Raw genomic sequence first — 25,252 nt, forward strand, 5'->3', positions numbered from 1 at the left:
TGGGGGACGAGCGCCTCCCCCATACCCCCCGCGCAACGCTTCGCTTGAATATATCTCATGGCTGTGGTCTTCATCTGTCAATAAGGCTTCATCTTTGGAGATACTAATGTCGCTCAAAGCCCGATTTGAAAAGCTTTTAGACCGCTTGTCACGCCTTCAGCCCGACACCCGACACCCGACACCCGACACCCCACACCCCACACCCCACACCCGACACCCCACACCCGACACCCGACACCCCACACCCCACACCCCACACCCCACACCCCACACCCAGTAAAGGGGGTAGTTAACCCCGATTTAAAACCCGCCCCTACAACAATTGCCTGTGTCGCACTAATTGTGCGGCTAATTGAATCGCGGCTTTCATACTGGTAGCATTAGCAATCCCCTGACCGGCAATATCATAAGCTGTACCGTGATCCGGAGAGGTTCGCACAAACGGTAGACCAATTGTGGTGTTAATCGCTCGGTCAAATGCCATGAGTTTAACCGGAATTAAGCCTTGGTCATGGTAAAGCGCCAAATACGCATCGGGGAGATTGGGGATAGTGGGAGTATCGTACCAGGCTTGACCGGCTTTTACCCAAAGGGTATCCGGTGGTACAAATCCATCCAATTTTATCTGAGGACGTTGCTGTCGTTCCTGTTCGAGCCAGGGAATCAACCAGTCTTTTTCCTCACGCCCTAATTGTCCCTGTTCGCCACTGTGGGGGTTTAACCCAGAAATGGCAATGCGAGGGGTTTCTACCCCAAACTCCAGCCGTAAGCATTCCACCAGTAAATCCAGTTTTGCCTTCATCAAGTCTGGGGTTAAGGTATGGGGGACTTGATGCAAGGGAATATGGGTTGTGGCTAACAGGGTTCGCAATAGCCACCCGGTATGAGGCGATCGCGCGACGAATAGCATCCCGAATCGCTCTACACCAGCCGCCTGTGCTAGCACTTCAGTTTGACCGGGATAGTCATGTCCGGCGGCTTTCCAGAATGACTTGGCAATCGGCGCGGTGACAATTCCCTCAAACTCACCCGCCAACGTTTGCGCGATCGCACGTTTCAAGTAAGCAAAACTGGCGTCCCCACTTGCTGCATTTCCCTGTCCCAGAGTAATCTGACGTTCGGTTGAGGCGTCTAAGGGAAGATCTAAAATTGATAGGTTATCCGGTTCAGCTAGAGGTGTGGTACTGTCTACGGTGTGCCGCAGTTGATCATACGCTGTCTGTAATAACGAGCGACTACCAATAACCGTTATTTGAGCATCTTGAGTTATCTGCTCATCTGCCAACGCCTTCAGCACCACCTCCGCACCAATTCCAGCCGGATCACCCAAGGTGACAGCCAAGCGAGGACGCCCTTGGGGTGGATGGTGCGGTTGTGTAAACAAATATTTCTCAGTTTTCATTTTGGATTTCAACCCAATCGCGATAATCTTATAACTTAAAGCCTGTTTAGCGATCGCCAGAGGAGATAACACATGAACGCTGAGATTTTCAATGCTGCTGTACTATCCTTTACTCTAATTCTCGTGGGTATGGGTTTGGGATTTTTGTTACTCAAAATCCAAGGCGGCGAAGGGTAGATTTGTGTGATGGGGTGATGGGGGAGCCATGTAGAGACGCGCCATGGCGCGTCTGGGAGCTGGGGGAGCTGGGGTTGTAGAGACTCCTCCGGTGGAACGTCTGGAAGCTGTGGCAGCAAATGACATAAGACAAATGACATAAGACGAATGACAAATTCTGATAGAATCTTATAGAAACGTTAAGTTTACAGGCAAAATTTTTATAAATGAACTTGTTGGTCGTCGGTGCAACAGGCACTTTAGGAAGACAGGTGGTTCGTCGGGCGCTGGATGAAGGTCATCAGGTACGCTGTCTGGTTCGTAGCCCCAGGAAAGCCACATTTTTAAAAGAATGGGGAGCCGAAGTTGTTCAAGGTAACCTGTGTGAACCACAGACGTTACCACCTGCTCTTGAAGGCATAACCGCCGTGATTGATGCAGCAACCTCTAGACCAACAGGCTCTCTCACCATTAAACAGGTAGACTGGGATGGCAAGGTGGCACTGATTCAAGCGGCGGCGGCGGCGGGAGTGGAACGCTTTGTCTTTTTCTCGATTCTCAATTGTGAGAAGTTTCCCCGTGTGCCGTTGATGGAGATTAAACGGTGTACTGAAGTATTTCTGGCGGAATCGGGGTTGAACTACACTATCTTGCAGCCCGCCGGCTTTATGCAAGGTCTGATTATGCAGTATGCTGTGCCAATCCTGGAAGGGCAAGCGGTTTGGATTACCGGGGAAGCCGCGCCTACGGCGTACATGGATACTCAGGATATTGCTAAATTTGCCGTTCGCGCTCTTGAGGTTCCGGAAACGGCAAATAAAACCTTTCCGGTTGTGGGAACACGAGCCTGGAGAGCCGATGAGATTATTAATCTATGTGAGCGACTCTCAGGTAAGGATGCCAGAATTGCTCGACTCCCGATTAATTTCTTGCGGGCAATGCGCCAGATTACCCGATTTTTTCAGTGGGGTTGGAATATCGCGGATCGCTTGGCATTTACGGAGGTGTTAGCCACGGGGAAACCGATGACGGCTTCAATGGATGAGGTTTATCCGGTTTTTGGTCTTGATCCGGGGGAGACAACCACTTTGGAAGCTTATCTGCAAGAGTATTTTAGTCGAATTACCAAGAAGCTGAGGGAAATTGATTACGAAAAAAGCAAAGCGAAGAAGAAGAAGAAGACACCAATGAAAAAACCCTAAGCCCAGAAAATAGGTTTAAGTGTTAAGCAAAAACCCCCTCTCCCCCAGCCCCTCTCCCACCGGGGGAGAGGAGAGCAAGAGGGCATAGTTTTAATTGACACAGATTGTTGCTTTTGGTGTAAGCTTTTTCGTCGAGGGGATCTAAGTTGAGCTAGCCACTGTTATTGGCTACAACAAGTATTAATAATGTATGACGCGGACTGATAAGTGTGGGCAAAGCAGGGATTATTTATAACGACTACAAACCTGTAGCTTGTCGGGTTGCTGAGGAGTTACAAGAGCAACTCACGACGGCGGGTTGGGAGGTTTATATGGCAACGGGGGTTGGCGGACTTTTAGGCTATTCCCGCCCTGAGTCTCCAGTCTGTCATACACCCATAGACAAGCTAGCAGCGCCGGGGTTTGATGAAAAGATGGCGTTTGCGATCGTTCTGGGGGGAGATGGTACGGTGATGGCGGCGTTTCGCCAAGTGGCGCCCTTCGGAATTCCTTTGCTGGCGGTGAATACGGGTCACATGGGATTCCTGACTGAATTGTACCTGAATCAACTTCCCCAGGCGATGGAAAAGGTGATGGCGGGGGAGTATGAGATTGAAGAACGCACGATGCTGTTGGTGCAGGTGGTGCGGGATCAGTGTATCTGGTGGGAAGCCTTGTGTTTGAATGAGATGGTTTTGCACCGGGAACCGTTGACCTGTATGTGCCATTTTGAGGTGAAAATTGGACGGCATTCGTCGGTGGATATTGCGGCTGATGGGGTGATTATCTCGACACCGACGGGTTCGACGGCGTATTCCCTGAGTGCGGGGGGAACGGTGGTAACGCCTGGGGTTCCGGTGTTGCAGTTGATGCCGATTTGTCCTCATTCTTTGGCGTCGCGGGCGTTAGTGTTTGCGGATACGGAAAAAGTGCAGGTGTTTCCGGCGATGCCGACTCAGTTGGTGATGGTGGTGGATGGAAATGCGGGTTGTTATGTGTTACCAGAGGATCAGGTGCATGTGGCGCGATCGCCTTATTCGGCGCGATTTATTCGTTTGCAACCGCCGGAGTTTTTCCGGGTGTTGCGTGAGAAGTTGGGTTGGGGATTACCTCATATTGCTAAACCGACATCGGTGGAGTTACCCTAGTGCAGTTGAACCCATCGGTAGTGAACAGCTTTGGGATAATTCGATTTTTTTCCTGATGCGACAACCAGTAGGTGTTTTTTTCGGGAAGTCAAAATTTGAGGCTGTATTCCTTACTGGGTCAGGGATACAGCTTTTTTCACGGATGAGGAGGTTGTCGCAATGGCTCAAAGGCTTATTCAGAAAGGGTTTGAGACTTTTTTGTGGGCAGGGGTTGTCAAAAGTGAGGGCTGAAATGCTATAGTTAGAGGAGGTTGTCGCAATCGAACCTTGAAAACCAAATACAGTAAGCGTTTCAGAGGTCGGCAGTCGAAATCCTCTATAATCCCTACTAGGGATTGAAACCAAGAAAGAGTAACTGACCCGTCTGTTTACAGTCGTCGAAATCCTCTATAATCCCTACTAGGGATTGAAACTGACACTAGATCTTCTGGGCATTTAGCAACTATGTCGAAATCCTCTATAATCCCTACTAGGGATTGAAACTGGCGGACATGGATCACAGTCTACCTTGTAATTAAGTCGAAATCCTCTATAATCCCTACTAGGGATTGAAACTTTTGTATCCTTGCGAATTCCACTTACTATCGCTGTCGAAATCCTCTATAATCCCTACTAGGGATTGAAACATTAACTATTTACTTAGAAACTCCTGAATCTAACAAGTCGAAATCCTCTATAATCCCTACTAGGGATTGAAACAAACGACTAGACCATTTAGTTGCATTGCCGCAGTAGTCGAAATCCTCTATAATCCCTACTAGGGATTGAAACCTGATGTTCCCATTTCACCAGCACCTATTCATCAAGTCGAAATCCTCTATAATCCCTACTAGGGATTGAAACCTTTAAAACAAGTCTTCTAAATGATCCTTTATAAAGGACAGGGTCGAAATCCTCTATAATCCCTACTAGGGATTGAAACGTAATCGTTCTTGAAATTCAGACTCTGAGAATGAAGTCGAAATCCTCTATAATCCCTACTAGGGATTGAAACGATTCCCTATCTTCCTTCCTGTGATGAGGAGGAAGTCGAAATCCTCTATAATCCCTACTAGGGATTGAAACCTTTTCGCAATCTAATCAAGGAATAAGCGGAAAAAGTCGAAATCCTCTATAATCCCTACTAGGGATTGAAACGATAGCCCCTCGCCTTATCGCTTATTTAATGTGAATCCTCTGACTCCTATCAGCGATAACCAAAACCGAATACCATGTCCCCACTACTTGACAAAACAACCGATCAACGCATTGTTCATCAGGGAACCTGGGAACAGTTTAAATGTATTCAAATGGGTTTTGAGGGTTCTTCTGGAGTGCGCCTCTCTTACTATGAAGGGATGATCGAGATTCTCATGCCGGGACAGGATCATGAAACATTTGCTCGTATTATCAGTTACTTAATCACAACGTTTCTGGTTGAACAGGGAATCTTTTTTAAGCCTACAGGGGCGATGACTCAGGAAAAACCGGGCGTTGTTTCCGCCCAAGCTGACGAGTCTTTTTGTATCGGAAGTGTCAAGCCGATTCCCGATTTGTCGATTGAAATCGTTTTCACGAGTGGAGATATCCGTAAGTTAGAACGCTATCAAGCGTTGGGCGTTCCAGAGGTTTGGTTTTGGCAAGATGGATTACTGAAGCTTTATCATCTTGGAGATAGTGGTTATCAATCCATTGAACGCAGCCAGCTACCTGGATTGAGTGAACTTGATATTGACTGGCTAAGACAGTGTATTTTGATGGCGGAGACTGATGCAGGGGAAGCGATTCGGGCATTCCGACGCGGGATTTAGCAACCTGGAGTTTGGCGAGTCGGTGGGCAATGCCCACGATGGCAGACTGACACAGCTAAAATTGTGGAATAGATTTTACCGTGAAATTGGGCGCCTGCTGTTGGAATCGGGCGCAAGCCTTGCGCCCCTACAATTCTAATCCACCAATTAAGGTGTGCCACGACAATACTTGTCTATAATCTCCATCAGGGATTAAAACTCGGACATTAAGAAACATGGAGATAGCGCGATCGCTCACTTAGAAGACTCTCCTGATTCAATCGCCTGTTGTAGCATAGCTTTGTTGAGTGCAGGGGATGGAGTGTCAAGGGATTCGAGGTTACTCGCTAACAATTGCTCGACTGTAGCCGCCCATAAACCAGAGAGAAGATGACGCCAAGCCTGAAGCTGTGCTGAATATCCATCTTGCTTGCACCATTGTGCGATCGCATAAGATAGATTTTCTATTTTATCGGGTAACGGTTTGATTAATTCAGCCAAGTTAGCCAAATCTTGAGCAGAGAAAAGCTCTCGTTGATGATTTAACAGTTCCATAAAAGCCGCAACATTCTGTTCAGCGAATGACTGTGCTGCTGGTTGAACAACTTTGAGAGGCAAATCTAACCCTTCAGCAATCATCTCCAAATTTAAACCCAACTGCATCATCCGAGGGATGGCTTCTAACTTGGCTTTGAGTTGACCTTCTTGTCTGCCTTCATCTAACCCTTCTTGTTTGGCTTCCTGATAAACTTTGGTTTGTTTGAGTTCACTTAACCCTAACATGGCTTCTATCTCCTTTGGCTTTCCATCGCACCGTTGACAACGGCTACTATGCCACCCTCTCTGGTGCAAAATTCCTATCAGGATTATCTTGACTAATTTTGGCAAATATGCATAAACCGAGAAAGAACAGCGCGATCGCACAATGTTCAATCTACATCAGGGATTAAAATAGTTAAATCATACTGCTGGCAAGTTGCGATTAACTCATCGATAATACGCGATCGCACGGAGTTAGGGGCGATGATTTGACAGTCTTTGCCATATTGCTTCACCTCCCGCAGAAACCAAAACGTACTCGATATGTTTCTCACTACCCGCCGCACTCGTGGCTGATCGGGTAACCAGTCATTTTCCTGATCCTCGCGTCTGGCTTGATAGGCAAAAGCTAACCCTTTAAACAGATGCATTTCCACCTCAATCTGATCCAAACTGCGTCGCCATTGTCCCTTAATCGGCGTTATCGCTGCATCTTGAATCCGATCTAATCGCAAACTCCAGTTATGCTGTAACTCCGGAATATCTAGGTTTCCTTCGGTTTCTTCACACCAGCAATCTAGGTACTGACGTTTTTCGTGGAGATTAATTCTCCCATGGCGAATCGTAAACTGCCATAAACGCCCTGGGGCATCTTGATAGGATAACTCAAAGGGATGCTGGCGGCGAAGATAGCGGTCAATCTCTAACCGCCAAGGTGGGGGTAAATTATCGACAAACCCTTCAATTTTGCGGCGTAGGGGAATCGAGAGTTCGCTGCGTTCGAGTAATAATTCTGCCACAATCCGCGCTTGTTCCATCTCGCCAATATCGGTTAACGCGCCAATTGCCCGATCTAACGACTGGATGCGACTCTCTGCCCAATCATTATTCGGTAATACCAATAACTGACGACGCGCGATCGCTTCCACCAATTTGGAGATATTCGCACGTTCTCCCCATAAGATACCTAATTCTAGCGCGATCGCTTCCAGTTCGGCTTTGTCTCGTGCAGATAGGGAGAGGGTGATCGACTGACCTTTACGACTCATCAAATTTATACGGACAATTTATCCGGATAGTGCGGCTCATTTTCTATTTTGAGTGTCATCATGGGAAATAACAAGACGTTACGGACACTGTTTTAAGGATATGTCCGAGTATCAAATTACGCTCAAACCCATCTATTCTTGTCCGGCTGAAAAAGTACCCGAAGGGATTAGCTTACCCAAAGGCTGGTCATCCCTGTCTGGACATCAAGTGGAAACTTTAGCAGCAATACGTAACCCAGACATTGATGTTATTTTTAACACCGCCATGACTGGAGATGGGAAAAGTTTAGCCGCTTATTTAGATGTCCTGCAAGGGAGAAGGTATGCCATTGGACTCTATCCTACCAATGAACTTGCCCGTGATCAAGAACTCCAGATTCGCGGCTATATTGACAGCTTCCAGCCTGGGAATGACCCCCGTGTTGTCCGACTTTCCGGGGCAGACTTAGAACAATATGCCGAACATGAAGGATTAAGAAAAAGTGCCGCGATCGCATCTCGTAGCGGTCAGGCGGAGGTGTTACTCACCAATCCCGATATTTTCCATTATTTACATCGCGGGGCGTATTTGGTAAAGGGGGATAGTCCGGATCGGTTATGGGGGCGGATTGATAAGGATTTTGACTTATTTATCTTTGATGAATTCCACGTCTTTAATCCGCCCCAGGTTGCCAGTATTATCAATACCCTGTTACTGATTCGCTGTACCAATCGCCGCAAAAAATTCCTATTCCTATCGGCGACACCAGAACCGCCGTTAATTGAGCGATTGCAAACGGCAGGATTTCGGGTCAAGCTAATTAACAATACCTATCAGTTTCCCGATACCGTAGCAGAATGTCAAGAGTTAGAACAGCAGCATTGGCGGCAAGTTTCTCGGTCAATTACGCTCAAGTTTATCCCCCTCGACCCCTCCTTTAACGCCTCACAAGCCTGGATAGTCAACCAGTTAGCGTTAATTTTGGTTCAGTTTCAGCAGCATCCAGGGAGTAAAGGGGCGATAATTCTCAATTCTATTGCCGCTGTGAAGCGACTGGTGCCTTTTTTGCGGGAACAGTTGCAGCCTGTGGGGTTAACGGTGGGAGAAAATACCGGGTTATCAGGAAGCGGAGAAAAAGCGCGATCGCTAGCGGCGGATTTAGTGGTTGGTACGAGTACGATTGATGTGGGCGTGGATTTTAAGATTAATTTCTTGATTTTTGAGTCTGCTGATGCGGGGAACTTTATTCAACGGTTGGGGCGGTTAGGACGCCATCAGGGGTATGACCAAAATGGTAAATTTGTCAAGTTTAAAACCTTTACCGCTTATGCCTTAGTCCCCAACTTTTTAGTCGAACGCTTGTTTACTGGGGAAGTACCACCATTATGCCCCACTGGAGACTATGATCGCTCGTTTTTGCATCAAACTATTGTCGAAAACTATCGCCAGATTAACGACTTTCGTGGCTATTATTCCCGTTGGGGGGCAGTTCAGTCCTGTTTCTTAGCGTATCAGTTACGCGATCGCACAATTCAGTCTCAGTATGCCCAGAGTCGGGAGAGGTTTCAGCAACTCAGCGAAGCCGTATTTAATACTAAGTTGAAGCGAGTGGCGGGGCGGATTCGGGGATGGGCGCAAGACTGGCAACAGTTATCGGGAAAGAAAGGTAATCCCATCGCTGAAGATGCGGCAAGTTTTCGGGGTGTGAGTTCCTTACAATGTGGACTCTATGACATCACCGAAGACAATCCCGTTGACCGATTTAAAATCTACAACCTACCGGGAATTCTGAGTAACCTAGAGATTGAATGCTGGACAAAAGCCGGATTTATACGGACACTTCAGCAGACAGCCACCGACACCAGACAACCGATTGCCAAGGGGAGGTTTGAATACTGTCTGGGATTTATGAAATTGCACGCCTATCGGGAGGAACGATTAAATTGGCGGTTTACCTATCCGGGAGACTTACAACCGATTGCAGAGGCGTTTAAGGTGCAGGTACTCACTGGGATTCAAGTTTGGCAACCGGATAACCCTTGGGTGGGTGCGATTAACCAACGGTTGCAAAAGCAGGGATTAGTCAGTTATGTCTTGCGGCATTCCGTGGTGGAAGTGAGGCGACGGTTACGCTTACCGATGCACTTTCAGATTTATCCCATCAGCGACCAGTATAGTGTACACGAAGCAACAGCCCCTTATGCGATCGCGATCGGACAATCAGCGTTATTACTGGATACCTTAGCCTATCAATTTCAGACTCAGGGAGGAGAAATATGGATTGCTTAAGGTTCGTTCGTAGTTGCGCTTTAGCGCCATCAACGCCGAAACGCTGACTACAAACTTTGTGTGTGATTAATTCAACTTCATTTACTCTCAAGATGCAGCAAAATCAACCCACAATACAACAACTAAAGGAACTATCGTCCCAACTTCCAGAAAAACTTCCTTACTTAAAAATGCTCATTCTATTTGGTTCGAGGGCGACAGGAGAAACCCATGATGATAGTGATTGGGATTTTGCCACCCTCTATGATCCAAATCTCCGCCAGTCTCATATTGCCGACAATGCCTTTAAGGGGTTTGAAGTTCCCTTAATTCTGGATCAAATTTTTGGCATTAACAGCGATATCATTGATGTCGTTGAACTGAATACCTGTCCGTGGCTGCTGGCTCATTTTATCGCCCGTGATGGCATCCTCATTTATGAAAAAGACGCAGGAGGATTTGAGTATTTTCGTTTGACATCCTTGAGAAGTGAATCAGAATTAAAACAGTTTCGCCAAGACCAACGTCAGCTTATTGATATGGAATTACAAAAGTGGGGTGTATGACTAACCTAGATACTGAAGTTATTTTAGTGAGACTTCGGTTAATCGCTAAATATCGAAATGCTTTAGAAGAGTTTCGGTCGATCAGCCTCAATGAATACTTAGCTGATTGCGGAATAGTTTAGTCCATCAGTATAAAGATATAGATAGCACTATAGTTTTTGCTGCCATCCCAAAGGCTTTAATTCAATATTCATTGTATATCAAACAAATTACAAATTATATCAATTCACTAGAGTCGGAGGTCAACAATGAATGAGCAAACAACTCTCGAAAGAATTACAGTCAATCCACAAATCTTTGGTGGGAAGCCAATTATTCGGGGTCGTCGTTTAGCCGTTGAACACATTCTCGGAATGCTGACAGCAGGCGATACCATCGAGACGTTGTTAGCCAGTTATTCATGGTTAGAACCGGAAGATGTACACGCTTGTTTACTCTATGCGCGTGGGTTCATTGCTGATAATAACGTTTGATTTCTATCTAGTAAGGGCACGGCAGTGCCGTGCCCCTACGGGTAATGATTGTGACATCAATTTGCTTATGCCTTGTCTTAACACCATCGCTTATCGTGATCAAAGCTAACTAAGGTGCGTTACGCTTCGCTAACACACCCTACTGGCGTGACCGGGTTAAAATAGGACTTTGTTTGTAGTAAGCACTTTAGTGCTTTAACGCCTAGCTGGAGAGGGCTAAAGCCCTCACTACGAACCAAATCTATTTCACCATTTTAGGTGGGTCACGCCACTACAAATAGCAAATAGACAAGAACCGTAGGGGCGCACCGACGTGCGCCCTGTTAGAAAAGGACAGAAGGATTAAAATAAACAGAGGTAAACCATGAAAAAATCTCAGCAATTCAATCAGTTATCCCTATTCGATATAACGCCAGAACCCGATGATAATTGGCTAGACGATGACGACTTAGGCTTTAATACAGAACCCTCAAACCGCACCATTGAAACCCCCCAAACCTTACTCACCCTTACCTTACTGCGAGACGCGATTCAAGCACAGAACCCCGATGACCCAGTAATGCGGGATTTTGGTGAGTATGTTTTACCCAATCTCTTACAATTCGCCATTGGCGTAACTGCAAAAGGGGGCAAGTTTTTTGATCACTTAGATCAACAGCGAGAAGCTGAAGGAAAAGAAAAAGTACGCCGAGATAATGCCACCGATCAATCCCTCAATACTCATTTACTCAATGGTGTATTTCCCGCTAATTTAATTGAAAAGCGACTCAAAACCCTGAATACAACCGTTAAACGAGTTGTCGGAGAACGCGAACGCCGCTTAGTCATCGCCGCCTTTATTCTCCATGACTTTGAAAAGTTCCCCGATGTCCCCAAGGATTGCCGAAAATTGTCCCTTGATGCACATCGGCAGATTATTGATCACAAAGTTCACAAATTGGGGTTAAATTCCTTAATTAATCCAGAGAATCCCGACACCTATTCTGAGTATATTGATGATTTATTATGTATGGCGTATAATGCCCAACGACGCTGGGATACTAACTGGAACTTTTCCGAATATGGACTCAATCCAGTCTTGCGCGATCGCACGCTGCGCTGTTTGTCTGATTTAACCTGTCTGGCTGACTCCTTGGCGTCTATTGTTAAGCATCCTCAAGATGCGACAAATCCTAGACTTCAAGAACTTATTCACAGTCTTAGTGATGGACAACTGACATTTACTTATCACAGTATTGCCGAGAATCGCGGCGTATTAACCAATGTGGTGAATAATGCCTTAATTCAGATTCATCAAACCCAATCAGATATTGAACCCTTACTCTATTTACCAACCGGGGTTATTTATTTGGCACATCGTCATGCGCCTGCGATTTCACTGGATGGTTTACCGGATAGGGTTGTCGCTAGGATTAAATCTCTGTGTCGGGAACAATTGCGCCTGAGACAAACGGGATTTGGACGCGATGGAAAGGGACTAAAATATGCGGACTATTATCAGTTATTTTTTGATGAATCTGGGTTAATGGAGGTAGCCTTAGATGCAACCTTGCGGATTTTAAATCCAAATAAACCCTCAGTCGCCAAGAGTCGCAGTGATAACCTGGTTAAGTTTCAGCAACAGGGAATCTTATCCGCCGAGTATGACGTTAAATTTGGCGATGATATCCGCATTGATCAATTAGCCGAATTTGGCGATTTAGTCAGTCGTAAGATTTGGGGGGAACGGGTGAGTCAAATTGAAGCGGTGCGGAAGCAGGATAAGCAGTTACCCGAACTTCCTCCTCTGGATTTAGTCGATAAACTGGCGCAATATTGGCATCTGGGGGAGTATTTGCCGCCCATTCGGGAGATTCAGCAGATTAATCAACGATTGAAGCAGAAAAAGTTAAAAGGAAATACCGGAGGGGTTCCATACCCATGGTATTTTTTGGCGGCGAAGTATCTGCAAAAGCATCCAGGGTTGGAAACCATTCGCGAAACGGGGGAGGAGTTAATTGCCTATGTGACGCAGTTAATTCAACCTCTGATATCTGAGTATCCATTACCCGATGGCTGGGATGATTTAAGGCTTTGGCTGGAACGAGTGGTGATGTTACCCAATTGCCAAGAACAGGGGGCGGCGGTTGATGTGTTTTTACAGGAATTTGTCAATTATCAGGCGGCGAAGAAACCCGGGCGAGGGCGTCAGTTAATTTGTTCGATTTCCCATTCTCCCTACACGGTAACTGAACAGATGGAATCAGCGGTTTTGTTTACGCCCCAGGTGTATACGAATAAGCAAATGCTGGGGGGTTCTAATGCCAAACGGAATATCTCTAGTATTGCGGGAATTGAGATGATGTTGCGGCAAATCTTGATGAATCAAACCCAGGCGGTGGGTAAACGGTTTGAGGACGGGAAATATCGCTATCTGTATTTTTATCCGACTTATTACTTTACGCCAGAGACGAATAAATTCCTGCAAAAAGCCTATAGTGGGATTGCCCAAACGCGGTTTAATACCCAGATTCGCAATCATTTTATTAGTCAGGAGTTGAGCGCAGATTTAAGTCGTCGCCGTTATCAGAGTGTGGATATGTTTCTGATTCAAGACACCCTTGAACCGGGACGCGATCGCACGTTTAAATTAGCCTATCCTGATGATCAACCGATGACATTTTACTTCATGGCAATCCCACCGGGGCGCGATAGTACAGATACGGAGTCGTGGGTAATGCCCAGTTGGTTAGCGTTAGCATTTCCGATGATTCTAGATGTAAAAACGGTGGTGTCTGAGTCTCCAATTCCGCCGTTTACTGATGGCGCGGCGTTTGAAGAGACAGTTTTTCTGGATAGTGCGCCTCCAGCATTTCGGGCTTTAGTGAAACGCGATCGCTTCCGGTTAGATTATATCCTAGAAGGCTGGACAGAAAACGGGTTGCAGCATCCCGCACCGTTGAATAGTCTTACAGCCGCTTACGCAATTCATCTGGATGTTAATGCTAAATCTGGTAAGTCTGGGTATGACCCGAATTGGGGCAGATTAACCGAACTGGCAAAGGATTTTGAAACCAGTCCTCTCTATGTCTTTAGTTATCTCAACCGCTGGGTTCGTAGCCATAGCCAGGATACCGCACCTTTGAATAAAATTCGCCTCTATGCTTATCAGTTTTACCCTTGTTTTGACCCCTACAGTTATTATGATTCGGATCAGGAGGAATTAATCGTGACAGAACAATCGAGTCTCAATCATCCTAAACAGTTGATGGAACTGTATCGCCAATTTTATCGGGCAAATAAGCGCTATAATCCTAAAGCTAATGCAGTGTTAAAACCGATTGATATTGCCGCTGATACGATTCTTAAAGCCGATACAACCGTGTTTCAAGGGGAAGCGTTGGTGATGGCGGTAGCGGCGGAAGTCTTTAAACTCATGGATCGGGTTCACGGGTCAACGGCTGAAGGGCGCTGGGTGATTAGTAATCGGGAAAAAGAACGGCAGGCAATTATCGAATTTGCCCACTACTTTGTGGTGGAAGTATTTGAGAACTCATTTCGGTGCGATCGCGCCCGGTTAGCTGGGCGACAACTGAATTTAATTCGGGATACCTGCGAGTTCTTATATCGCCTGGAAGATGACAAAGAAAATCGTCAGCGCCAGGAGGAATTAACGGAGGATGTAGTTAAGGAGGGTTGAGGTTAATTTATGACCATAAGTATTTTTTTAACGCAGAGGTACGCAGATGTGAACGCAGAGGTACGCAGAGAATTTAACAGGTTCGAGGGAAAAGTTTATCGAGTTGGAGGAATAACCGAAAGATGATCCGTTAAAAAGTACCTTTTTTTCAATTGCCATTTACTACTTAGGAGAAAACTAATGCCATTTCTGAAAACTATCGACACGAATCTATTTCATTCAGAGATTCCCTACAAACCCATGGGAAAATATGTTCATTTTCTCACCCTTCGGATTACTGAATCATATCCTCTGTTTCAAACCGATGGTGAACTGAATAAGGCACGAGTTCGGGCAGGGATTCAAGAGAAGAATACGATTAGTCGCCTCTCCATGTTCAAGCGGAAACAGTCTACTCCAGAACGCTTAGTCGGGCGAGAGTTATTGCGAAACTATGGCTTAATTACGGCGGATGAGTGTGAATATAACGTCAGTTTTGCCATGGATAATCCAGACTGTATTATCTATGGATTTGCCATTGGGGATTCGGGGTCAGAAAAGTCTAAAGTTGTCGTGGATACTGCCTTTTCCATTACTCCCTTTGATGAATCTCACGAAACCTTTACCCTAAATGCACCCTTTGAAAATGGTACGATGACATCGAAAGGAGAAAAGGGGTCTAAACCCGGAGAAGTCACCAGTCGAATTAATCAACAGGATCATATCCGCCCCCAAGTCTTTTTTCCCAGTATTGTCACCCTCAAAGATCCCACAGAAGCCAGCTTTCTGTACGTCTTCAATAATATCCTCCGTACCCGTCATTATGGCGCACAAACCACCCGCACGGGACGAGTCAGAAATGAATTACTGGGGGTAATTTTTGCTGATGGAGAGATTACCAGTAATTTACGCTGGACTCAGGCAATTTATGACCAAATGAAGGCAAAGAATACATTACCCACCCTTGATCCTTTAGATGAAGAGGATGTCATAGATGCGGCAACAAACGCGATTGAACAGTTAATGACTCAAGAATTTATTGTCCACACCGATTATATTAGTGGTGATTTTCAACCGCTGTTGAATGAGGTGAAAACCTTGGTAGGAAGTGAAGCCGGAATGAAAGCAATATTACAGCAAGCCGATGCTGAAGCCAAAGAGTATGCCCAAAAACACATTAGTTCTAAGAAAAAGGCGAAAGCTAAATCAACAAATTAAGCCCGAATAGCTGTAGGGGCGCACCGACGTGCGCCCAACGTGTCAATTATAAAAAACCATGCGGGTAAGCCTCAGGAAAATGTATTCCCACGGTGACAAAATTTCACCCTCATCCCCTAACCCCTTCTCCACCCCCCTCGTTCCCCCCTTTTAGATCCCCCTCCCGTCCCCCTTCAAAAGGGGGAAGCCAGCGGATGCTTCGCTTCTGTTGCACGGGGGAGGACAGAGGATGCTTCGCTTTTGTTGCACGGGAGAAGGGGAACCGAACCGGAACTATACACACCCCCCGATGTTTTTTCTAACCCAACATTGCCCCAATTTCCATAAAACCTATGGCAATCCTTTATCGCTATCAAATTGAATTACACGATAGTCTTTATTTCGCCACTCGTGAAATAGGCAGACTCTATGAAACGGAACCTGTACTTCACAATTATGCCCTCTCTTATGCTTTTGGATTAGTCGATAGTGAACGATATGCCACCACCGTTTCCCCAGAGGCATCTTATCGCTATTTTTGTGCCGAACAGGTTCCCCAGTATCAAGCACAGTTAACTCCGCTGAATCAACAAGGCATTTATGTCACACCCGCCCGAACGATTGAACATACCTCAGTTCTCAATACCTGGAAATATGCCGATAATCGCTATCATGTTGAAATGAAGAAAACCCAGAAAAATATTCCCAGTTTTGGCAGGGCAAAAGAAATTGCGCCAGAAAGTCGATTTGAAGGTTTTGTGATTAGCCAAACCCCTTTAACCTTGCCCAGTTGGATTCGCTTAGGCAAATGGGCAAGTAAGGCACGGCTGGAGATTATGGAAACTCAGGAAAGTCAAGTATCGAGAGAAACGGAATCGTTTATATTTCCCTATCCGCTTAACCCGCTAGATGTCATGTTTTGCCATCGGGTTATTAGTTATGACGTGATCAATATGCCTCCGGTTAGCTTGATTAAAACGGTCACTTTGCAGGGAAAATACTACCGACTTAACCGTCTAAAAATCCCTGCACTGATGCAGTATCGTTTTAGTAAATAACCTAGGTAAGGGTACGGCATTGCCGTCCCCCTACAACTTAATATCCTAATAATTACAGGTAAAACAAATGAACGAGACTGATTACATTCCCATCGCCTCTCTCAACCAATATTCCTACTGTCCCCACCGTTGCTGGCGGATGTTTTGTGCGGGAGAATTTAGCGAGAATTACTATACCATTGATGGCACCAGTTTACACGATCGCGTTCACACTGTCGGTGAGTCTCAACGGGAGGATGTTTGGCAGGTGCGGGCGATTTGGCTGAAGTCTCAACAGTATCACCTAATCGGGAAATCGGATTTAATTGAATCAGAATCCGGTGAACTCTATCCCGTGGAATATAAGCGGGGGCGGAAAGGGGAATGGGATAATGATGAATTGCAGGTGTGCGCCCAGGCGTTGTGTTTGGCAGAAATGACGGGACAAGCGATTAGTCGCGGCTATATTTATTATGCCTATTCCAGCTTGCTTGTAGTCGGCGCTTTAGCGCCGCCAAATAAGAGGACTAAAGTCCTCACTACTAACAAAAAGGACAAATAATATGGGAACCGTTTACATCACTCAAGACGACTCAGCTTGTAGTTGCGCTTTAGCGCCGCCAAATAAGAGGACTAAAGTCCTCACTACTAACAAAAAGGACAAATAATATGGGAACCGTTTACATTACTCAATACGACTCAGCTTGTCGTTGCGCTTTAGCGCCGCTAAATAAGAGGACTAAAGTCCTCACTACTAACAAAAAGGACAAATAATATGGGAACCGTTTACATCACCCAATACGACTCAGCTTGTCGTTGCGCTTTAGCGCCGCCAAATAAGAGGACTAAAGTCCTCACTACTAACAAAAAGGACAAATAATATGGGAACCGTTTACATCACCCAATACGACTCAGCTTGTAGTCGGCGCTTTAGCGCCGCTAAATAAGAGGACTAAAGTCCTCACTACTAAACAAAAAGGACAAAGATTATGGGAACCGTTTACATCACTCAAGACGACTCAGCTTGTAGTTGCGCTTTAGCGCCGCTAAATAAGAGGACTAAAGTCCTCACTACTAACAAAAAGGACAAATAATATGGGAACCGTTTACATTACTCAAGACGACTCATTTATCGGCAAAACTGACGAACGCCTTAGCGTCAAAGCCAACAAACAAAAACTCTTAGATGTCCCCCTAATTAAAGTAGATGGGATAGTCGTATGTGGACGGGCGACGGTATCGCCAGCCGTGGTAACAGAACTCTTAGACCGCAAAATTCCCCTCAGTTTTATTACCGGAACCGGGAAATATCTGGGACGATTGGAACCAGAACTGACCAAAAATATCTTTGTTCGCCAAGCCCAATGGCAAGCGGCTGGAGAATCAGCAGCAGCGCTGCATCTTGTCCGGGGATTTATTCGGGGAAAATTGAAAAATTATCGCACCCTGCTAACCCGAAATCAGCGTAAATATCCGGAACTGACGTTACAAAAAGCAATGAATCGCCTACAACGTGCGATCGCGCCCATTGAGAAAACGAATAAAATTAACTCTCTACGCGGCTTAGAGGGGGCGGGGAGTGCAGCGTATTTTGGTGTTTTTGATCAACTAATGCGCGTCCCTGGATTTAAGTTTACCGCCCGACGCCGTCGTCCCCCAACTGATCCGGTGAATGCAATGCTGAGTTTTGGCTATTCTCTACTGCGTCATGATATCCAGAGTGCGGTGAATATTGTGGGGTTTGATCCCTATTTGGGCTATCTTCATTGTCAACAGTATGGTCGTCCAGGATTAGCCCTAGATTTAATGGAAGAGTTTCGTCCCTTGGTTGTGGATTCAATGATACTCAATGGCATTAATCTGCGAATCCTCACCCCTGAGCAGTTTACCACGGAACCTCTCAGCCAAGCTGTGTTTTTATCCCCGGAAGGACGGCGAGAATTTCTCAAACTTTATGAACAAAAGAAGCAATCAACGTTTAAGCATCCTGTCTTGGGGCGCAAATGTACTTATCAGGAAGCCTTTGAGATACAAGGGCGACTCTTGGCGAAGTATCTGATGGGGGAAATTGAGCAGTATCCGCCGTTAATTGTGAGGTAGAGAGTATGTATGTGGTTGTGTCCTATGATATCCCGGAAGATAAGCGTCGAACGAAAATACACAGTATTCTTAAGTCTTATGGGCAGTGGATGCAGTATAGTTTGTTTGAGTGCAGTTTGACGGATACCCAGTATGCCAAATTGCGATCGCGTCTTTCTAAGGTGATTAAGCCAGACCAGGATAGCATTCGCTTCTATTTCCTCTGTGGCTGTTGTCAAGGGAAGGTTGAACGCATCGGCGGCGAACCCATAAGGGATAATTCGATTTTCTTTGTCTGATGCGACAACCAGTAGGTGTTTTTTTCGGGGAGTCAAAATTTGAGGCTGTATTCCTTATTGAGTCAGGGATACAGCCTTTTTCGCGAATGAGGAGGTTGTCGCAAAAGCTGAAACGCTGATTCAGAAAGGGTTTGAGACTTTTTTGTTCGCGGGGGTTGTCAAAAGTGAGGGCTGAAATGCTATAGTTAGAGGAGGTTGTCGCAATCGAACCTTGAAAATCAAATACAGTAAGCGTTTCAGAGGTCGGCGGTCAAAATCCTCTATAATCCCTATCAGGGATTGAAACGCCCCCGTAATCCTTGAGGTCCCGGCTCACCCGCGTCAAAATCCTCTATAATCCCTATCAGGGATTGAAACAACCTGGACCGAAGGGGGAACCAGGGCAGAAAGGGGTCAAAATCCTCTATAATCCCTATCAGGGATTGAAACACTGCGCGACAACAGTGCCGCCATGTACTCGGCTGGGGTCAAAATCCTCTATAATCCCTATCAGGGATTGAAACCCCAAATAGCTCGTCCGTAATCATCTTACTTGCCATAGTCAAAATCCTCTATAATCCCTATCAGGGATTGAAACCCAATTCTCAACCCTTCTTTGTTCAGGTTAAACTTGTCAAAATCCTCTATAATCCCTATCAGGGATTGAAACCCTTGAGCATCCTGAAGGATGAGGGATACTTTGCGTCAAAATCCTCTATAATCCCTATCAGGGATTGAAACCAAAATTGGCGGCGTCTGCCTCTGTTGCCTTAAGTCAAAATCCTCTATAATCCCTATCAGGGATTGAAACACAAATAAAACTTGCTTTTGTCAAAGGGCGATCGCGTCGAAATCCTCTATAATCCCTATCAGGGATTGAAACCAAGTATTTGTAAACGAAACTCAAACTATTTTAAGTCGAAATCCTCTATAATCCCTATCAGGGATTGAAACGGAAGTACCAACGGGCGGGTTAATGGCATGACTAGTCGAAATCCTCTATAATCCCTATCAGGGATTGAAACGAAAATATCTAGCCATATTTTATTATTTTATAAAGTCAAAATCCTCTATAATCCCTATCAGGGATTCAAACTATGCCCCATAGTCTAATTCTCAACCTGCTTCCCCAATCGCCAATTCCACCACAGTTTCTCAGTGGACGCCATTTACACGCCCTATTTCTCAACCTGGTAAGTTCTGTCGATAGAAACCTAGGCGATTATCTCCACGAAGCCAAATCCGATAAAGCCTTTACCCTGAGTCCCCTACAAATTCAGCATCGGGGTGATTCAGCATCAGCAAACCTCTACTGGCAACACCATAAACCGATTCCCACAGGAACTCCCTGTTGGTGGCGAATTTCCCTACTCGATGATACCTTATTCAGTCAATTAACCCACCTGTGGTTAAATCTGAATCCCGAACAACCCTGGCATTTAGGTCCAGCTAACTTGCAGATTACCAGTATTCTAGGAACACCCCAAAAAGCAATGCCTGGATGTTGGGCAAATGCTCTCAGTTATCAACAATTATACAACCAAGCCTCGACGCGCGATCGCACTCTGAATTTTGCCTTCTCTACCCCCACCGCATTTCGTCAGAGTAAATATGATTGTGCCTTACCCACAAGGGAATTAGTCTTTAACAGTTTAATTAAGCGCTGGAATCAATACAGTGGCATAGAATTCTCGAAAACATTAGTCGATCATGTTTTCCCCAGTTTCTTTGAGATTCACACCGAATTAGTTGCCGATTCTCGCAGTAAATTTATTGGCTGTGTTGGCGCACTCAATTTTCGGATTATGGGAAAACCTGAAGCAGAGGCGATTCAGCAAATTAACGCCTTAGCCGATTTTGCCCTCTATTCTGGCGTCGGGCGGAAAACCACTATGGGAATGGGGATGGTGCGACGGATATCCCAAGGGGGAATGCTAAGATAATCACCAAGCGGAAAACGACACTTTGGTTTTGTTCTACATTGACGAATGACGAATGACGAATGACGAATGACATAAGACTACGAACCCAACGAATCCAATTCCCGGTAATCTGGTAACGTCGTATCAATCGCTATTCCGTCGCGAATCACCACGCGATCGCACTGAGGACGTGATAACAATTCACTGTAACTGCGTCCCTTAAACCAAACCAAATTCGCCGCCAACCCCACACCAATTCGCCCCACATTCCCCAACCCCATCAAATCCGCCGCCGTTTTCGTCACCATCGCCGGAGACTCCCCATACACCCCATCCAAATGGGCAACCCTCACCCCTTGATTAAACACCTCCAACACATCATGATCCCCAAACCCAAAAAACGGATCACGACAATTATCACTCGCCAACGTCACCGGAATCCCAGACTCCAGTAACTCCTGAATCACCGTCACCCCCCGCCAACGCGGTGTTCTCCCCAACTTCCGATCCTGTAAATATAGATTCGATAACGGTAAACTCACCACCCCAATCCCCGCCTCCTTCACCCGCGCCAACGTTTCCGCCACATCTTCCGGCGACTGTACCGCCAAACTACAACAATGTCCACAAACAATTTGTCGCCCAAACTGACACCGCCGCGCCGCCTCCGCCACCTTCCTTAAACAAATCGACTCCGGATCATCCGTCTCATCCGTATGAAAATCCAACGCCAAATCCCGTTCCTGCGCCAACCGAAACACCTGATCCAACTGCGCCTCAATCTCCGGATTCATATACGCCACCCCCCCCAAAACACCCCCCACTTCCGCCACCAAATCCGCCAACTTCACCCCTTCCGGCGTCAAATAATAATCCAGCGACACCAAAGCCACCGCCTGCAACACCAATCGATTCGCCCATTCCTGCTGTAACTGCTGAAACACGCCAAAACTAATCGCCGCCTGTTCGCCAAAAGAATCAATATGAGTGCGAATCGCCTGAGTACCATGGGCGTAACTACACCTCAACCCAAACGCCATGCGGCGATAAACATCCTCAGCTTGCCAATACTGTAAACTATCCTGCTGTACCCTCTCCAACGCCTGATTAAACGTCCCCTCCGGATTCGGCGTGCGTTGCCAAATATGCCCCTTATCCAGATGAGTATGCACATCCACAAACCCCGCCCAAACCTGTCCCCCCTGCACATTCACCACCGCCGCATCACCCATTGGCTGAGAATTCGCCCGCACAATTTGCGCCACCTTCCCCTCAGCCACCTGAATATCCACGAAACACAACCCCTCAGAGGTTTGATTCTCCCAAATCGATTGATCCTGAACCTGTAACATTGAGAGTGGCACACAGGCATTTTTCAGCCAATAACACGGTTCTAGTGGAATCACAGTCGCCAATTTTATCCCTCACATCCGATTAACTCATTCATCTTATGATATCTGATCCTAACGGCTACGAACTCATGGCATCTTACAATCAATGGATGAACCAAAAGTTATATGCGATTTGCGCTCAAATTCCCGATCAGAAACGCAAAGAAAACCTAGGGGCATTCTTTGACTCCATCCACGGCACATTAAATCATTTACTCTATGGAGATTTAGCCTGGATGGGACGGTTTACAGACAAGCCGTTAACCGACGCCAAAATTGGACAAATTATCTATGAAGATTTCTCTCAACTGCGTCAAGCCAGAGAACAACTCGACCAACAAATTATCGATTGGACAAAAACCTTATCTGAGGAATGGTTAAACCAACCCTTTGAATATACCAGTAACGTAGACCGAAAAACTCGGACATTACCCACTTGGGTATTAGTCACTCATCTGTTTAACCATCAAACTCATCACCGGGGACAATTAACTACCCTTTTAACTCAATTAGGATACGATCCTGGTGTCACCGATTTACCCTGGATGCCTCGTTTTTCCGAGTAATCTAAGTAGAATTTGACTTGTCACGCCATCTAGAAAAATCGACATCAAACCTAACCCGAATGTCACTGACTGGTATGCTGGTGGGCAATGCCCACCCTACTGGCTATACTCTGTTGGGTTGAGCGAAGTCGAAACCCAACAGAGTATAGCGCTGAAGCCCTTACTACAAACCAAATCTAATCTAGTTATGGTATTCAAACACCCTATCCTGCTGGGAATTTCCCTCAGTCTCAATGTCCTCTTTATCAGTCTCTTCAGCGTATTAATTGTTCGCAGAGGTGGCATCCCCTACCTAATCAGTAAACTCCCCTTCCATCAACAAGTCGAACAAACCGTAAAAATAGCCCGTCGTCGCAACACCTATCAATCAACCTACCACCAAATGCGAAAACAAATGTTTGAGCAAATACCCAACTCCGAAACCGAAATTATCTTCATTGGTGATAGTCTCACCGATCAAGGCGAATGGGCAGAACTCCTCGGAAACGCCAACATTCGCAATCGTGGCATCTCTGGAGACACCACCGACGGCGTTCTCAATCGCCTCAATGAAATCACCGCATCCCAACCCCAAAAACTCTTCCTAATGATTGGCGCAAATGACTTATGGAATGAAAAGAAACCCGCCAACGAAATCGCCCAAAACTATCGCCTCATCCTAGAGCAAATTCAACGCCAAACCCCAGAAACTCAAGTCTTTATTCAAAGCCTCTTACCCATGAACACCATCGACTATTCCATTACAGTCAACAACTCCGATATTATCGCCGTCAACCGCCACCTACAAGACTTAGCCAGCGAATTTTCCTACACCTACATTTATTTACATCAACACTTTACCAACAACCAGAAACAACTCGACCCAGTATATACCATGGACGGCGTACATTTAAACGGCAAAGGATACCTCAACTGGGCAAAAATTGTTTCCCCCTACGTCAACCAATAACTACCTAAACCGAGAGACACTCCTAAATGAACAAGCCAGCCACCCTCTATTTCTTTTGTGGAAAAATGGCAGCCGGAAAATCAACCTTAGCCAAACAGCTAGCCAATGACCATAATGCCATTCTGCTAGTCGAAGATGACCTACTCTCCCAACTCTATCCCGAAGAAATTATTGATATTCCCAGTTACATTAAATATTCTTGGCGTCTCAAAACTGCCATTTCTGAACACATCTGCAATCTTCTCTTAAACGGTATCTCAGTTGTTCTAGATTTTCCCGCCAATACCCAAAATCAACGTCAGTGGTTTCGTCAGCTAATTGAGAAAACTAGCGTGAATCATGAGCTTCATTTCATCGATGCAACCAACAATCTGTGTAAACAACAGCTAAAGAAACGCAGCCAGGATAAACCAGATGGAGCCGCATTTACCAGCGATGCAGAATTTGAGGCGATAACAAAATATTTTCAGCCTCCAAAAGATACAGAACGATTCAATATCATCAGGTATGAACGTAGCTAATTATTACATCCAGTCGATTGAAATGCTGAAGCAGATCCGTTGCTTCAAAACCCTATTTGATATTAGTGCGATCGCGGCTCCTGTAAACACAATCCACGGGGATTGAGATTCTGCACTGATCAGCAGGGTAGCCAGTTGGGTTTTATCGCCAATCTCAGCTAGAAAAATGGTTAGGAAGGTTGAGCTAAAGATACCCCATATCCCCCGTTGGCGCTTGACGATGGGACGCAAACTGGTAGGAGTGGGGGAAATTGGTAACTCAGACGGATCAGAGACATCTTTGGGGGCTGGATTCATCGAGGAAAAAGGTGCTGTCAGGACAAAACCGACGATGGGCAAGGAAGATAGTTTCACAGGGAGTTCCCAGTTTACGTCGCTCTTTTTTCATATTCTATTCATCTTTGCAGAACTTTACAAATACAAAATGGATGCTGAAAACGGATTGGGTTGCCGAGACGTGGCGTGATCTGAGGTTTTCGAGAACTTGCTTACATTTCTTAACCCAGCCTCTCCCAGCTAAAGTGGCATGGTCTCATGGACGACTGTAACGTGTAAAGATTTTTGCCTAAGCTGATCGCCACCATTTTTTTAGGGCTTATTCTGAACATGGGGGATTAGTGAGTGTAAGCAATGCCTCAGTTTCTGATTCATTTGACATTACTTCCCCTGTTCTATGGGTGACAAAAGTTGGCGTTGAGACACCACTCAATCAACCTCTGAGGAAGTTCTCACCTATTCCCAGGCGTTGAGGAACATCGCTACCCGAAGCGAACCATGTTAAAACCAACACAAATATTACAGGGACGTTACCAACTACGACAGCAGTTAGCCAATAATGCAGGTCGTCAAACTTGGCTAGCCCAAGATTTGAACTCATCGCCCCCGGAACCCGTCATCGTCAAA

At 45.9% G+C, this 25,252-nt stretch carries 22 protein-coding genes, 2 pseudogenes and 2 CRISPR repeat arrays; of the genes and pseudogenes, 19 read left to right on the forward strand and 5 right to left on the reverse strand.

The features are described from left to right. Positions 1-313: 313 nt before the first annotated feature. Positions 314-1,402, reverse strand: coding sequence for a 4-hydroxythreonine-4-phosphate dehydrogenase PdxA (gene pdxA / locus RIC07_RS02070; protein WP_446393077.1), 1,089 nt, complete (start codon positions 1,400-1,402; stop codon positions 314-316). 72 nt (positions 1,403-1,474) lie between these two features. Between pdxA and petM the strand changes: the two genes are divergently transcribed. The 4 genes from petM to RIC07_RS02090 all read left to right on the forward strand — a co-directional run bounded on the left by petM (position 1,475) and on the right by RIC07_RS02090 (position 5,677). Further along, the gene (gene petM / locus RIC07_RS02075; RefSeq protein ID WP_044210140.1) at positions 1,475-1,579 is read left to right on the forward strand and encodes a cytochrome b6-f complex subunit PetM; all 105 of its coding nucleotides are present in this window, start codon (positions 1,475-1,477) and stop codon (positions 1,577-1,579) included. 206 nt (positions 1,580-1,785) lie between these two features. Further along, positions 1,786-2,760, forward strand: a complete 975-nt coding sequence (locus tag RIC07_RS02080) for an SDR family oxidoreductase (protein WP_446393061.1) — start codon at positions 1,786-1,788, stop codon at positions 2,758-2,760. A 209-nt stretch (positions 2,761-2,969) separates the two neighbouring features. Then, positions 2,970-3,887, forward strand: a complete 918-nt coding sequence (locus RIC07_RS02085; protein WP_446384550.1) for an NAD(+) kinase — start codon at positions 2,970-2,972, stop codon at positions 3,885-3,887. A gap of 305 nt (positions 3,888-4,192) precedes the next feature. Beyond that, positions 4,193-5,024: direct repeats of the CRISPR family, unit length 37 nt; unit sequence GTCGAAATCCTCTATAATCCCTACTAGGGATTGAAAC. A gap of 74 nt (positions 5,025-5,098) precedes the next feature. Further along, positions 5,099-5,677 (forward strand): Uma2 family endonuclease, encoded by a 579-nt coding sequence (locus RIC07_RS02090; protein WP_446393062.1) that lies wholly within the window; start codon positions 5,099-5,101, stop codon positions 5,675-5,677. 234 nt (positions 5,678-5,911) lie between these two features. On the opposite strand, the gene RIC07_RS02095 is transcribed toward RIC07_RS02090, so the two are convergent. Both RIC07_RS02095 and RIC07_RS02100 read right to left on the reverse strand, forming a co-directional pair. Next, positions 5,912-6,508: a hypothetical protein gene (locus tag RIC07_RS02095; RefSeq protein ID WP_446393063.1), complete on the reverse strand. Its 597-nt coding sequence runs from the start codon at positions 6,506-6,508 to the stop codon at positions 5,912-5,914. Between the two features lie 77 nt (positions 6,509-6,585). Next, positions 6,586-7,464 carry a WYL domain-containing protein gene (locus tag RIC07_RS02100; RefSeq protein ID WP_446393064.1) on the reverse strand — a complete coding sequence of 293 codons (879 nt, stop codon included), beginning with the start codon at positions 7,462-7,464 and terminating at the stop codon, positions 6,586-6,588. Between the two features lie 100 nt (positions 7,465-7,564). Here RIC07_RS02100 and cas3 point away from each other — a divergent pair, with 100 nt between their 5' ends. From cas3 to cas6, 11 genes and pseudogenes are all read left to right on the forward strand, one after another. Further along, on the forward strand, positions 7,565-9,733 hold the full coding sequence (gene cas3, locus RIC07_RS02105; protein WP_446393065.1) for a type I-D CRISPR-associated helicase Cas3': 2,169 nt from the start codon (positions 7,565-7,567) through the stop codon (positions 9,731-9,733). A 62-nt stretch (positions 9,734-9,795) separates the two neighbouring features. Continuing rightward, entirely contained in the window at positions 9,796-10,278 is a 483-nt protein-coding gene (mntA, locus tag RIC07_RS02110) for a type VII toxin-antitoxin system MntA family adenylyltransferase antitoxin (protein WP_446393066.1), read from the forward strand. A 106-nt stretch (positions 10,279-10,384) separates the two neighbouring features. Further along, on the forward strand, positions 10,385-10,534 hold the full coding sequence (locus tag RIC07_RS02115) for a HepT-like ribonuclease domain-containing protein (protein WP_446393067.1): 150 nt from the start codon (positions 10,385-10,387) through the stop codon (positions 10,532-10,534). After that, on the forward strand, positions 10,527-10,751 hold the full coding sequence (locus RIC07_RS02120) for a DUF433 domain-containing protein (protein ID WP_446393068.1): 225 nt from the start codon (positions 10,527-10,529) through the stop codon (positions 10,749-10,751). Before RIC07_RS02115 ends, RIC07_RS02120 begins: the two co-directional genes overlap by 8 nt. 364 nt (positions 10,752-11,115) lie before the next feature. Further along, positions 11,116-14,430, forward strand: coding sequence for a type I-D CRISPR-associated protein Cas10d/Csc3 (gene cas10d, locus RIC07_RS02125; RefSeq protein WP_446393069.1), 3,315 nt, complete (start codon positions 11,116-11,118; stop codon positions 14,428-14,430). 180 nt (positions 14,431-14,610) lie between these two features. Next, positions 14,611-15,627 (forward strand): type I-D CRISPR-associated protein Cas7/Csc2, encoded by a 1,017-nt coding sequence (gene cas7d, locus RIC07_RS02130; RefSeq protein WP_446393070.1) that lies wholly within the window; start codon positions 14,611-14,613, stop codon positions 15,625-15,627. Positions 15,628-15,959: 332 nt separating this feature from the next. Continuing rightward, a complete protein-coding gene (gene cas5d, locus RIC07_RS02135; protein WP_446393071.1) occupies positions 15,960-16,664 on the forward strand; it encodes a type I-D CRISPR-associated protein Cas5/Csc1 in 705 nt (234 codons plus the stop codon). Positions 16,665-16,731: 67 nt separating this feature from the next. Continuing rightward, positions 16,732-17,127, forward strand: a pseudogene (cas4, locus tag RIC07_RS02140) (CRISPR-associated protein Cas4); the annotation flags it as partial. 611 nt (positions 17,128-17,738) lie between these two features. Next, entirely contained in the window at positions 17,739-18,743 is a 1,005-nt protein-coding gene (cas1d, locus tag RIC07_RS02145) for a type I-D CRISPR-associated endonuclease Cas1d (RefSeq protein WP_446393072.1), read from the forward strand. A gap of 5 nt (positions 18,744-18,748) precedes the next feature. After that, a complete protein-coding gene (gene cas2, locus RIC07_RS02150) occupies positions 18,749-19,021 on the forward strand; it encodes a CRISPR-associated endonuclease Cas2 (RefSeq protein ID WP_446383936.1) in 273 nt (90 codons plus the stop codon). A 249-nt stretch (positions 19,022-19,270) separates the two neighbouring features. Beyond that, positions 19,271-20,096: direct repeats of the CRISPR family, unit length 37 nt; unit sequence GTCAAAATCCTCTATAATCCCTATCAGGGATTGAAAC. Between the two features lies 1 nt (position 20,097). After that, positions 20,098-20,943 carry a CRISPR-associated endoribonuclease Cas6 gene (gene cas6 / locus RIC07_RS02155; RefSeq protein WP_446393073.1) on the forward strand — a complete coding sequence of 282 codons (846 nt, stop codon included), beginning with the start codon at positions 20,098-20,100 and terminating at the stop codon, positions 20,941-20,943. Positions 20,944-21,020: 77 nt separating this feature from the next. Here the strand turns inward: cas6 and RIC07_RS02160 are convergent, their stop codons facing one another. Then, positions 21,021-22,328 carry a cytosine deaminase gene (locus tag RIC07_RS02160; protein WP_446393078.1) on the reverse strand — a complete coding sequence of 436 codons (1,308 nt, stop codon included), beginning with the start codon at positions 22,326-22,328 and terminating at the stop codon, positions 21,021-21,023. A 47-nt stretch (positions 22,329-22,375) separates the two neighbouring features. Between RIC07_RS02160 and RIC07_RS02165 the strand changes: the two genes are divergently transcribed. From RIC07_RS02165 to RIC07_RS02175, 3 genes are all read left to right on the forward strand, one after another. After that, positions 22,376-22,879, forward strand: a complete 504-nt coding sequence (locus RIC07_RS02165; RefSeq protein WP_446393079.1) for a DinB family protein — start codon at positions 22,376-22,378, stop codon at positions 22,877-22,879. Positions 22,880-23,066: 187 nt separating this feature from the next. After that, positions 23,067-23,828 (forward strand): GDSL-type esterase/lipase family protein, encoded by a 762-nt coding sequence (locus RIC07_RS02170; protein ID WP_446393074.1) that lies wholly within the window; start codon positions 23,067-23,069, stop codon positions 23,826-23,828. 26 nt (positions 23,829-23,854) lie between these two features. Further along, entirely contained in the window at positions 23,855-24,349 is a 495-nt protein-coding gene (locus tag RIC07_RS02175) for an AAA family ATPase (protein ID WP_446393075.1), read from the forward strand. 3 nt (positions 24,350-24,352) lie between these two features. Here the strand turns inward: RIC07_RS02175 and RIC07_RS02180 are convergent, their stop codons facing one another. After that, a complete protein-coding gene (locus RIC07_RS02180; RefSeq protein ID WP_446393076.1) occupies positions 24,353-24,703 on the reverse strand; it encodes a TMEM165/GDT1 family protein in 351 nt (116 codons plus the stop codon). 420 nt (positions 24,704-25,123) lie between these two features. Here RIC07_RS02180 and RIC07_RS02185 point away from each other — a divergent pair. After that, positions 25,124-25,252 (forward strand): annotated as a pseudogene (locus tag RIC07_RS02185) (serine/threonine protein kinase); the annotation flags it as partial.

Origin of the sequence: Coleofasciculus sp. E1-EBD-02 (genome assembly GCF_040218245.1) — a bacterium.
Lineage (GTDB): Bacteria > Cyanobacteriota > Cyanobacteriia > Cyanobacteriales > Coleofasciculaceae > Coleofasciculus.